At 72.5% G+C, this 11,121-nt stretch carries 11 protein-coding genes; 6 read left to right on the plus strand and 5 right to left on the minus strand.

The features are described 5' to 3' along the window. The first annotated feature begins 75 nt into the window (after positions 1-75). The 3 genes from thiE (at position 76) to ACE1OC_RS29465 (ending at position 2,714) form a co-directional block, all read left to right on the plus strand. Positions 76-726, plus strand: coding sequence for a thiamine phosphate synthase (gene thiE / locus ACE1OC_RS29455; protein ID WP_407839553.1), 651 nt, complete (start codon positions 76-78; stop codon positions 724-726). Positions 727-849: 123 nt separating this feature from the next. Continuing rightward, the gene (gene metF, locus ACE1OC_RS29460) at positions 850-1,764 is read left to right on the plus strand and encodes a methylenetetrahydrofolate reductase [NAD(P)H] (RefSeq protein ID WP_250743730.1); all 915 of its coding nucleotides are present in this window, start codon (positions 850-852) and stop codon (positions 1,762-1,764) included. Positions 1,765-1,817: 53 nt separating this feature from the next. Further along, positions 1,818-2,714, plus strand: a complete 897-nt coding sequence (locus tag ACE1OC_RS29465) for a hypothetical protein (RefSeq protein WP_407839555.1) — start codon at positions 1,818-1,820, stop codon at positions 2,712-2,714. Between the two features lie 45 nt (positions 2,715-2,759). On the opposite strand, the gene ACE1OC_RS29470 is transcribed toward ACE1OC_RS29465, so the two are convergent. The 5 genes from ACE1OC_RS29470 to ACE1OC_RS29490 all read right to left on the minus strand — a co-directional run bounded on the left by ACE1OC_RS29470 (position 2,760) and on the right by ACE1OC_RS29490 (position 6,938). Then, on the minus strand, positions 2,760-4,160 hold the full coding sequence (locus tag ACE1OC_RS29470) for a phytoene desaturase family protein (protein ID WP_407839556.1): 1,401 nt from the start codon (positions 4,158-4,160) through the stop codon (positions 2,760-2,762). Between the two features lie 9 nt (positions 4,161-4,169). After that, positions 4,170-4,784: a DUF4126 domain-containing protein gene (locus tag ACE1OC_RS29475; RefSeq protein ID WP_407839557.1), complete on the minus strand. Its 615-nt coding sequence runs from the start codon at positions 4,782-4,784 to the stop codon at positions 4,170-4,172. A 140-nt stretch (positions 4,785-4,924) separates the two neighbouring features. Next, positions 4,925-5,326: a DUF3040 domain-containing protein gene (locus ACE1OC_RS29480; RefSeq protein WP_407839558.1), complete on the minus strand. Its 402-nt coding sequence runs from the start codon at positions 5,324-5,326 to the stop codon at positions 4,925-4,927. A gap of 285 nt (positions 5,327-5,611) precedes the next feature. Then, complete coding sequence (locus ACE1OC_RS29485; protein ID WP_407839559.1) at positions 5,612-6,370, minus strand: class I SAM-dependent methyltransferase; 759 nt, start codon at positions 6,368-6,370, stop codon at positions 5,612-5,614. Between the two features lie 70 nt (positions 6,371-6,440). Next, entirely contained in the window at positions 6,441-6,938 is a 498-nt protein-coding gene (locus ACE1OC_RS29490; protein ID WP_407839560.1) for an SAV_6107 family HEPN domain-containing protein, read from the minus strand. A 240-nt stretch (positions 6,939-7,178) separates the two neighbouring features. Here ACE1OC_RS29490 and ACE1OC_RS29495 point away from each other — a divergent pair, with 240 nt between their 5' ends. From ACE1OC_RS29495 to ACE1OC_RS29505, 3 genes are read left to right on the plus strand one after another with little or no spacing between them, the layout of a single operon-like run. Then, positions 7,179-8,120, plus strand: a complete 942-nt coding sequence (locus ACE1OC_RS29495; RefSeq protein WP_407839561.1) for an ATP-binding cassette domain-containing protein — start codon at positions 7,179-7,181, stop codon at positions 8,118-8,120. Next, positions 8,092-10,176, plus strand: a complete 2,085-nt coding sequence (locus ACE1OC_RS29500; protein ID WP_407839562.1) for a YhgE/Pip family protein — start codon at positions 8,092-8,094, stop codon at positions 10,174-10,176. The genes ACE1OC_RS29495 and ACE1OC_RS29500 overlap by 29 nt, the downstream gene beginning before the upstream one ends. A 21-nt stretch (positions 10,177-10,197) precedes the next feature. Beyond that, positions 10,198-10,845, plus strand: coding sequence for a TetR/AcrR family transcriptional regulator (locus ACE1OC_RS29505; RefSeq protein WP_323182688.1), 648 nt, complete (start codon positions 10,198-10,200; stop codon positions 10,843-10,845). Positions 10,846-11,121 lie beyond the last annotated feature (276 nt).

An 11,121-nucleotide genomic window follows, 5' to 3' on the forward strand; every position in this document is an offset into this window, starting at 1 on the left:
CAAGCGCGGTGTGCGGACCCCGGCCTGGGCCCGCACACCGCGTACGTACGTACGACATACGACCCGGGGGTACCCATGTCCGCCATCGCCGCCCAGCTGTCCGATGCCCGGCTCTACCTGTGCACGGACGCCCGCAAGCGGCAGGGCGACCTCCCCGAGTTCCTGGACGCCGTCCTCGCCGGCGGGGTGGACATCGTCCAGCTCCGCGACAAGGGCATGGAGGCGGGCGAGGAGCTGGAGCACCTCCAGGTCTTCGCCGAAGCGGCCCGCCGCCACGGCAAGCTGCTCGCCGTCAACGACCGGGCCGACGTCGCGCACGCCATCGGCTCGGACGTGCTGCACCTCGGTCAGGGCGACATCCCGGTGCCCGCCGCCCGCGCCATCCTGGGCCAAGGGGTCCTGATCGGCCGCTCCTGCCACTCCGAGGCGGAGGTCGACGCGGCCGTCGCCGAGGCCGGCGTGGACTACTTCTGCACCGGCCCCTGCTGGCCCACCCCCACCAAGCCCGGCCGGTTCGCCCCCGGCCTCGGCCTCGTCCGGCACGCGGCCTCCCTCGCCCAGGACCGGCCGTGGTTCGCCATCGGCGGCATCGACGCGGGGAATCTGGACGAAGTACTGGACGCCGGCGCCTCCCGCGTCGTGGTCGTACGGGCCCTCACCGAGGCCTCCGACCCCGGCGCCGCCGCCGCTGACCTCGCCAAGCGGGTCCGCGCCCGGCTCGGCTAGCGGACCCCGGGCAGACGCGAGCGGCCCCGGCCGCTCGCACCGCGCCCACCCCGGCGTCTCATTTTCGCGTCCAGTCCGTGGACAACGCTTCGATGGACACCGGACCGCGTCTAACCTCCCCGTATGGCCCTTGGTACCTCTTCCACCTGGTCGGACCGTGCACACACGGTCCGCGACCTCATCGCGTCCGGGCGCTCGTACTCCTTCGAGTTCTGGGCCCCCAAGACGGAGAAGGGCGAGCGCAACCTCTGGAACGCGCTGCGCCGGGTCGAGGCAGTGGCCCCGAGCTTCGTCTCCGTCACCTACGGTGCCGGCGGATCGACCCGAGGCGGCACCGTCCGGGCCACCGAGCAGATCGCCGCGGACACCACCCTGACCCCGGTCGCGCACCTCACCGCCGTCGACCACTCGATCGCCGAGCTGCGCAACGTCATCGGGCAGTTCGCCGACGCCGGCATCCGCAACATGCTCGTCGTGCGCGGAGACCCGCCGGGCAACCCCATGGGCGAGTGGGTGCCGCACCCCGAGGGCGTGCACTACGCGGCCGACCTGGTCCGGCTGGTCAAGGAGTCCGGCGACTTCTGCGTCGGCGTCGCGGCCTTCCCCGAGATGCACCCGCGCTCCACGGACTGGGACACGGACATCCGGCACTTCGTGGACAAGTGCCGCGCGGGCGCCGACTATGCGATCACACAGATGTTCTTCGATCCGGAGCACTATCTCCGGATGCGCGACAGCGTCGAGAAGGCGGGCTGCGAGACCCCGATCATCCCCGAGGTCATGCCTGTTGTGAACATCAAGCAGCTCGACCGGCTCCCGCAACTCAGCAACGCAATCTTCCCTGCGGCTGTGAAAGAGCGCATGCTCGCGGTCAAGGACGACGCGGCCGCTGTACGCTCCATTGGCATCGAGTTCGCCACGGAGTTCTGCGCGCGGCTGCTGTCCGAGGGTGTCCCGGGGCTGCACTTCATCACGCTGAACAATTCCACGGCGACTCTCGAGATCTACGAGAACTTGGGCCTGCACCAGCGGGCCTGATCGGCCGGCCCCGTTCCCCCACGGGCGGGCGGCCGTACCGAGAGGGGCCCCGCATGGGAATGACGGTCCTCTACATCGCGTTCGGTTTCGTCGCGCTGTGGCTGCTTGCCGAGGTCCTGATGCAGTACAAGGCCCGGCTGCGCTGGCGCCTGCTCGCCTTCGCCGGGTTCGTCGGCGTGGTCGCCGGCGTCGTGCTGCCGTCGGTGCTCGTCATCGGGGCCGGCGCCGTCGCGTTCGCGATCGGCCAGACGCTGGTGACCCTCTCCTTCCGCAAGGGCTTCGTGTCCGGCTGGTCGCTGCGCCGGGGCAAGGCCCCCGAGCCCGAGCTCCCGCAGAGCCGGCGCCGCCGGGCCGGAGCGCGCCCGGAGCCGTCCCTGGAGGTGACGGCCCTGGAGTACGGGCCCGACCCGGCCGAGGACGGGGACTCCGACGAGGATGCCGGTGCGTTCACCGCGGGGGCCGTGCGCCAGCAGGTCCAGGGCTTCTACCCCCCGCAGCCGGCCTCCGGCACGTCCGGTCCGTACGGCGCCCCCGGCGAGACCAGCACCTTCGCCTCCCCGTTCACCCCCTTCGCCCCGGCCGAGCAGGACGCCCACCAGTACGCGGCGTACTACGACCCGCAGGGCCAGGGCGGCTACGACTACACCACCGGCTATCCGGCCCCCGGCGAGCAGCAGGTCTACGCCGCCTACTCGGATCCGTACATCGGCACCGGCGGAGCCGTCGCCCCGCAGCCGGCGTACGGCTACGAGGCCCCGTACGGCGGCTACGCCCCGGACCCGTACGCGACCGGGCAGCAGGAGCAGTACTCCATGGACACCCCGCCCGGCGGGGTCTGGGTCCCGCAGCAGCGCGACGTGAACCAGCCCTACCCGGCGGAGGAGCCGCAGCAGCAGCCGTACCCGTATCCGTACCAGGGCACGGGCGAGTACGAGCAGTACCGCTACTAGCCGCCCCGGTGGACCGGTGGACCGGTGGGCCAGAGCGCCGGCGGGCTAGCGGGAGCCGCGGAAGTCCGCGCCCTCCACGATCAGCCCGGCCACCAGGGCCCCCGTCATGCCCGCGTGCGCCAGACCGCCGCCCGGGTGTGCCCAGCCGCCGGCCAGGTACAGCCCGGGTACGCCGGTGGTGTTCGCGGGGTGCAGCAGCCGTCCCCCGGCGCCGGCCAGCGAGGGCGCGGGCACCCGGCCGTCCACCGAGCCCGTGGCCGAGCGGACGTCGGCCGGGGTGCGCAGCTCGTGCCACAGCAGCCGCTCCCGCAGCCCGGGTACGGCCCGCGCGGCCGCCGTCAGCAGGTCCTCGGCGGTCGGAGCGGGCGCCGACCCCTCGGTCACCACGGCGTGCACGGTGACCGCCTCGTGCTCTGCGTCCGGGCGGGTGGCCGGGTCGTCGGGACGCAGCACGGTCACCGGGCCCAGCAGCGTCCGGTGCACGGCGTCGGCGTCCCGGGCTCCGCGCAGGGCGGCGAAGAGGGTGTACCAGCGGGCGGGTTCCGTGCGGGCCGGTGCGGAGTCCTGGGTGAGCGGAACCTTCACCAGCTGCGGGTCGACGGCGCAGACCACGTGGTCGGCCGTCACCTCGGTGCCGTCGGCCAGGCGCAGCCCGGCCGCCCGGCCGCCCTGCACGAGCACCTCCCGTACGGCCGCGCCGAACTCGAAGGCGACCTTCCGCTCCAGGCACCGCTCGTACACGGCGGTGGCCAGCTCCCGGACCCCGCCGCGCACGTACCAGCTGCCGAAGGTCTGCTCCATGTAGGGGAGCACCGTCGCCGAGGCGGGTGCGGTCGCCGGATCGACCCCGTACGCCCGTACGCGCGAGGTCAGCAGCTCGTCGAAGCCGCCGCCGCCGAGCTCGCGGGCGGCGACCTCGGCCAGGGTCGGAGGCCGGCGGCGCAGCAGCCCGCTCCCGCGCAGGGCGGGGTACGGATCGCGGCCCAGGGCCGACCGGTCCTGCTTCAGCGGCTCCTCCAGGAGCGGCCGACGGGTGGCGTCCCAGGCGTCACGGGCGCGGCCCAGGACCGCGCTCCAGCGGTCCCCGGAGCCGGGTCCGAAGGCCGCGTCGACGGCGGCGGCCGCGCCGCCGTGCGAGCCGCCCGGGAAGGTGAGCGTGCGGCCGTCCGGGAGGACGTAGCGGACGGCGGGGTCGATCTGGACCAGCTCCGCGCACTCCTCCAGGGGGCGCTTGCCGGTCTTGACGAACAGATCGCGGTAGACGGCGGGCAGGTGCACCAGGCCGGGGCCGGTGTCGAAGGCGAAGCCGTCGCGGGCGTACCGGCCGACGGCTCCGCCGTAGGTCGCCCCGCGCTCGTACACCGTCACCTGATGCCCGGCGACGGCCAGCCGTGCCGCCGTAGCCATCGCGCCCATCCCGGCGCCGATCACCGCAATTCGTGCCATGCGCTGAGCCTATCGAGCGACGCGTGCGACCTCGGAAGCGAGTCTCTTCTCCTCGCGGCGCTGGGCGCGGCGGCGCAGGAAGCGGCGGATCCTGGCCCAGAGGTAGATCAGCAGGGCGAGGCCGATGATCAGCAGGACGGCGCAGATGATCGCGGCGGCCTCGGGGTTGAACATCGCGAAGGTGACGATCCCGCCCACGCCGAGGTCCTCGGCGGTGCTCATGGCGACGTTGCTGAACGGTTCGGGCGAGGTGTTGATCGCCATGCGCGTGCCGGCCTTGACGAAGTGGCTCGCCAGGGCGGTGGTGCCGCCGACCGCGCCGGCGGCGATGTCGGAGAGCGAGCCGCTCTGCCCGGCCAGCAGTGCGCCGACCACCGCTCCGGATACCGGGCGGATCACGGTGTGGACGGTGTCCCAGAGGGAGTCCACGTACGGGATCTTGTCGGCGACCGCCTCGCACAGGAAGAGGACGGCGGCCACGATCAGCACGTCGGTGCGCTGCAGGGAGGCGGGGACCTCGTCGGTCAGGCCGGTCCTGCCGAAGATGCCGAGCAGGAGGACCACGGCGTAAGCGTTGATCCCACTGGCCCAGCCGCTGGTGAAGACCAGGGGGAGCACACTCATCTGATCATCATGTCCCAGAAGCCGTGATCCGGCGCGGATTCAGTGAGTACAGAGCGGGATCGGCGAGTACGGAGAGGACAGCAGTGAGGGGACGGCCGCCTTCCGGCGGCCGTCCCCTCACCCGAGTCTGTCGGTGGGGCCTACTGCCCCTGTTCGTCACGGCGGCGCTGCCACCGTTCCTCGATACGGCTCATCATCGACCGACGCTGCCGGTTCTGCCCTTGGGGCGAACCGCCTGCACTACCGGAGGCGGGCTGCTCACCAGGCTTGGGTGCCTTGCGCCAACCGGTGACCACGAGCACCGTACAGCCCAGCATGACGAGGAATCCCACCACGCTGATCCACAGTACGTTCGGCACGATCACACCGGTCATGAGGAGCGCGATACCCACCACAATGCCTGCGACTGCCTGGTAGACCCGTCGCCGGGTGTACGTGCGCAGTCCGCTTCCCTCAAGCGCTGTAGCGAATTTGGGATCTTCGGCGTACAGCGCTCGCTCCATCTGCTCGAGCATTCGCTGCTCGTGCTCCGAGAGCGGCACGGGAGTCCTCCTCATCCGTCGGTCGCGGGGGGTAGCGACCAGGGGTCCCCTTCAGGATAGGCGGGGAATCGCCCCCGTGATACCCGCCCTCTACGCCACGTTCTAAAAAAACACTGCCCGTAAAAAGTACCGCTTGGGGAATGCTCAGCGCCGTCTTGAACGGCCCACTGAGGGCGTTATTCCCCAGAGGTCCGCTCGGCATGCCGGTCGCTGACCCCGATCATACGGGTCACGACGCCGGTTCGGAGGGTGAGTGGCGCACCGCGTTCCCGGAAGCTCCGCAGATCAGGCGGGCTTCTCGCCGAGGACGTGCAGCTGCGTGGCGACCGCGTGGAACGCCGGGAGCTCTGCGGCGGCCTCTTCCAGGCGCATCAGGGCCTCGACGGCGCCCGGCTCGGTGTCGACCAGCACGCCGGGGACGAGGTCGGCGAAGATCCGCACCCCGTGCACCGCGCCCACGGCCAGACCCGCCTCGGATACCAGCGCGGAGAGCTGCTCGGCGGTGAAGCGGCGCGGTACGGGATCGCCCGCGCCCCAGCGCCCGGCCGGGTCGGTCAGGGCCGTACGGGCCTCCGTGAAGTGCCCAGCCAGGGCGCGGGCCAGGACGGCCCCGCCGAGTCCGGCGCCGAGCAGGCTGAGGATGCCGCCGGGGCGCAGGGCGGCCACCGCGTTGGCCACGCCCTCGGCCGGGTCGTCCACGTACTCCAGCACGCCGTGGCAGATCACCACGTCGTAGGAATCGCGCTCGACGACATCGAGCAGACCCTGGGCGTCGCCCTGCACCCCGCGGACCAGATCGGCCACGCCGGCCTCGGCGACCCGGCGCTCCAGTCCGAACAGCGCGTTGGGGCTCGGGTCGACCACGGTGACCCGGTGGCCGAGGTGGGCCACCGGCACGGCGAACTTGCCCGTACCGCCACCCGTGTCCAGCACGTCCAGCACGTCCCGCCCGGTCGCCTTCACCCGGCGGTCGAGCGCCTCCTTGAGTACCTCCCACACCACGGCGGTGCGGAGGGAGGCGCGGGGGCGGGAAGTGTCCGACACGGCTGATGGCTCCTCGGCACGTTGGGTGAGCGGTCGCTGCCCACCCTATTGCCTCTGGCTGCCGGGCAGGTCATCCCGCGTCCGGACGCTCCGTCCGCGGCAGCGGCAGGCCTTGTGCGGGACCGGCCGGCGCCGGCGGGTGGAGCGAGAGCATCCGCTCCACCAGGCGCACGAACATCGCGACGGCACGCACCAGATCGTCCGCGTCCCGGCCGGTGGCCGCTCCCGCTATGCCGGCCTCCGCCCGTGCCCGGCGGGCCGCGCCGGAGGCGAAGAGCGCGCTCCACTCGGTCAGTTCCGGCGCTATCTCCGGGAGCACCTCCCACGCGCTGCGGATCCGCGGCCTGCGCCGGGGGTGCACCGGTTCGGGCCGACCGCGCACGGCGAGCACGGCCGCGGCGGCGCGCAGCGCGGCGAGATGGGCGGTGGCGTACCGCTCGTTGGGCCGGGTCAGCCGGGCGGCTTCGGCCAGGCCCGCGTGGGCCTTGGCGAGCAGATCGAGGGCGGCGGGCGGTGCCGCCGACTTCCGGGGGACGGGGTGGACAGGGGACGGGGACGGTGTGGCCATGACGAACCTCCTGTCGTTGCGTGCGCGTGGCGCTGCCTGGTGTAGCTCCTACACATCGAGCAAATCGAGCCGTTCTTACGTGTCCCCATCGTGGCGGCCCCCACTGACAATCGCGCTGACCTGCGGGTTTGCCCCGTACCCGGGGGTGGTGGCCGGGCAACTCCCGCCCGGTGCGCAGCGGATGCCGCCGAGGATGCTAGTTTTTGAACTGACCGGTCAGTTCAAAAGAAGGGGGAGGGTGTGGACAGCCCGCACGGCGCGGCCGTCAAGGCCGAGGACTTCGGAGTCAAGGGCCCGCGCGGCTGGGTGTTCCGGGGGATCGGCATCGACGCGGAGCCCGGCTCGCTCATCGCGGTCGAAGGCCCCTCCGGCAGCGGGCGGACCTGCCTGCTCCTCGCCCTCACCGGCCGGATGAAGCCCACCGAGGGCCACGCCGAGATCGGCCGCCACCGGCTGCCGAAGAAGATGGCCGCGGTCCGCCGCATCGCCGCCCTCGGCCCGGTGTCCGGGGTCAACGACCTCGACCAGGCCCTCACCGTCGCCGAGCAACTGCGCGAGGGAGCCCTGCTCCAGCGCCGCTACGACGGCCCCGTGCGCGCCCTGCTCCGCCCGCGCGGCGAGCGGCGCGCCTCCACCGCGGCCCGGATCGACGACGCCCTGGCCGCCGCCGGACTGGACGTGGCAACCCTGCCGAAGGGACCGCGCACCTCCGTGCGGGACCTGGAACGGCTGGAATCCGTACGGCTGTCGGTGGCCATCGCGCTGCTCGGCGCACCGCGCCTGCTGGCCCTGGACGACCTGGACCTCAAGCTCTCGGACGCCGAGCGCGCCGAAGCCTGGGACCTGTTGCGCTCCCTCGCCGCCCGCGGGACCACCGTCCTCGCGGCGTGCAGCGAGGCCCCGTCCGACGCGACGGTCCTGCGCACCGGCCCGGCGGCGGAACCCGCCGCGGCACCGGCCGCCGACCCGGCCGCGGGATCCCCCGTGGTGCCCCGGCCCACGGACTCCAAGGTCACCTGGGGCGTCCAGGACGCCGCCCCGCACGACTCCGACGGCAGCGCCGATGCCGATGCGGACGCCGGCGCTGACACCGGCGCTGATACGGCAACCACGGCCGCCGCCCACGACCCGCACGACACGAAGGGGGACGACGATGCGCTCGCCGAAGCTCGCCGCGCTTGAGCTGAAGCGGTTCGGCCGGGGGAAGCTGCCGCGCGCCGCCCTCGTCGCGCTGCTCCTGCTGCCGCTGCTCTACGGAGCCCTGTACCTGTGGTCCTTCTGGGACCCCTACAGCCGCCTCGACAAGGTGCCCGTCGCCCTCGTCAACTCCGACCGGGGCGCCACCGTCGACGGGAAGCAGATCGACGCCGGCGGCGAGATCACCCGCAAGCTCCACGACAGCAAGACCTTCGACTGGCACGAGGTGAGCGCCGAAGAAGCGGCGAAGGGGCTGGAGAACGGCACCTACTACCTCTCCCTCACCATGCCCGCCGACTTCAGCTCGAAGATCGCCTCCAGCTCCGGCGAGGACCCCGCCACCGGAGCCCTCCAGGTCCGCACCAACGACGCGAACAACTACATCGTCGGCTCGATCTCCCGCACCGTCTTCTCCGAGGTCCGCTCGGCGGCGTCGACCAACGCCTCCCGCGGTTTCCTCGACAAGATCTTCGTCAACTTCTCCGACCTCCACGGCAAGACCGCCGAGGCCGCCGACGGAGCCGACAAGCTCACGGACGGGGCGGGCCGGGCCCAGAAGGGCGCCAAGGACCTCGCCGACGGCCTGGACACGGCGAAGGAGAAGAACGGCGAGCTCACCGGAGGGCTCAAGAAGCTGAACGGAGCCGCCGCGCAGCTGGAAACGGGCACGAAGGACATCGCCGCCGGCACCCAGAAGCTCGCCGACAAGGTCGGCGGCGTCGCCGACAGGGCCCGCCCCTTCCTGAAGGACCCCAAGAGCCTCGCGGACAGCGCCGAACTCGTCGCCGACACCGCGCAGGTCGTCGACAAGCACCTCGAAGCCTTCGCCAAGGCGGCCCCGGCCGCCGCCACCGTCACCCAGCGCGTCTCCACCGGCGCCGCCGACGTCTACGCGAAGACCTGCACCAAGGGCGCGAAGCCGCTCCCGGAGACCTGCCCGCAGCTGAAGCGGCTCAAGGACGACGCGGCCGAAGCCGCCGAACTCGCCGGTGACGTGGACACCCTGCTGGGGAACTCGAAGGGGGACCTCGCCACCCTCCACAAGCAGCTCGACGACCTGGAGCGCGAAGCCCGCCTCCTCGTCAAGAAGGCCCCCGGCCTCTCCGCGGACCTCGAAGCGGCGGTCACCCAGGTGAACGCCCTCAACGACGGCGCCCACAAGGTCGCCGACGGCATGGTCCGGCTGCACACCGGCATCGGCTCCGCCACCGAGGGCTCCGGCGACCTCGGCGTGGGCGTCGGCAAGCTCGGCGTCGGCGCGCACGACCTCGACGGCGGCCTCGTCAAGCTCGTCGACGGCAACGGCGAACTCGCCGGCGGCCTGCACGACGGCGCGGCCAAGATCCCGGCCTACGACCAGCAGCAGCGCGACGCCCGCACCGAGGTCATGGCCGACCCGGTCCGGCTCGCCAACCAGTCCCTGCACAAGGCGCCCAACTACGGCACCGGGTTCGCCCCGTACTTCATCCCGCTCTCCCTCTGGGTCGGCGCGATGGTCGCCTACATGCTGATCGCACCGCTGAACCGGCGCGCGCTCGCCACCGGGGCCTCGCCCTGGCGGATCGCCCTCGCAGGCTGGCTGCCCGTGGCAGGGATCGGCGCCGCGCAGGTGGGCGCACTGATGTCCGTACTGCACTGGGGACTCGGCCTGCAGATGGCCCGGCCGGCGCTCACCGTCGGCTTCCTGATGCTGGTCACCGGCTGCTTCGCCGCGATCGTCCAGTGGCTCAACGCCAAGTTCGGCGCCGCCGGGCGGATCCTGGTCCTGGCCGTCCTGATGCTCCAGCTCACCTCGGCGGGCGGCACCTATCCCGTCCAGACCAGCCCCGGCTTCTTCAACGCCATCCACCCCTACCTGCCGATGTCGTACGTGGTCGAGAGCCTGCGCCGGCTCATCACCGGCGGCGACCTGGCCCCGGTCTGGCAGGGCTGCGCGGTCCTCACCGCCTTCACGGTGGGCGCCCTCGCACTGACCGCCCTCGCCGCCCGCGGCAAGCAGGTGTGGACGATGGACCGGCTGCGCCCGGAACTGAGCCTGTAGCCCGGAGAGACAGGTCGACCTGTGAGAATCAGCGCCATGGAAAGCAGCAGCACCGGTACGGTCGCGGGCGGCGGCCGCCGCCAGGCCACACGGCAGAAGCTCTACGAAGCAGCCGTCACCCTCATAGCGGAGCAGGGCTTCTCCGCGACCACGGTCGAGGAGATCGCCGAGCGGGCGGGCGTGGCGAAGGGCACCGTCTACTACAACTTCGCCAGCAAGAACGACCTCTTCGAGGAGCTGCTGCGGCACGGGGTCGGCCTCCTGACCGAGTCCCTGCGGACGGCGGCGGAATCGACCGAGGCCAGGGGCGGGACCCGGGTCGAGGCGCTCGACGAGATGATCCGGGCCGGACTGGTCTTCATCGACCGGTACCCCGCCTTCACCCAGCTCTACGTCGCCGAGCTGTGGCGCACCAACAGGACCTGGCAGTCCACCCTGATGGTCGTCCGACGGGAGGCCGTCGCCGTCGTGGAGACGGTGCTCCGGGAAGGCGTGGAACGGGGCGAGCTCAGCGCGGAGATCGACGTGCCGCTGACGGCCGCGGCGCTGGTGGGGATGGTGCTGGTGGCGGCGCTCGACTGGCAGTCGTTCCAGAGCGAGCGGTCGCTGGACGACGTGCACTCGGCGCTGTCGCTGCTGCTGCGGGGGCGGGTGAGCGGGAACCGCTGACGGTGACCCCCGATCGGCGGTGCCGCGGGGGCGGCGGGGCCGCGTAGAACTGGTGGGGCGGGTGAGTATCCGTACCTAGGCGCGGAAATGAGTACCTGCGCGGATGGGGTGCGGGTTGTCGGCACGCCAGACTGGGGGCAACGGACAGGGACCCGGCTCGCACCGCCGACACGGGGCGGCAGGTGCGGATCGGGTCTCTCTGGCCGACGGGGTGGGAACGCGGCGGAGGCCGGGGCTCGGGGGGATCGAGCCCCGGCCTCCGCCCTTTCCCCGTTC

The sequence above is a fragment of the Streptomyces stoeckheimensis genome, from assembly GCF_045822005.1.
Lineage (GTDB): Bacteria > Actinomycetota > Actinomycetes > Streptomycetales > Streptomycetaceae > Streptomyces > Streptomyces stoeckheimensis.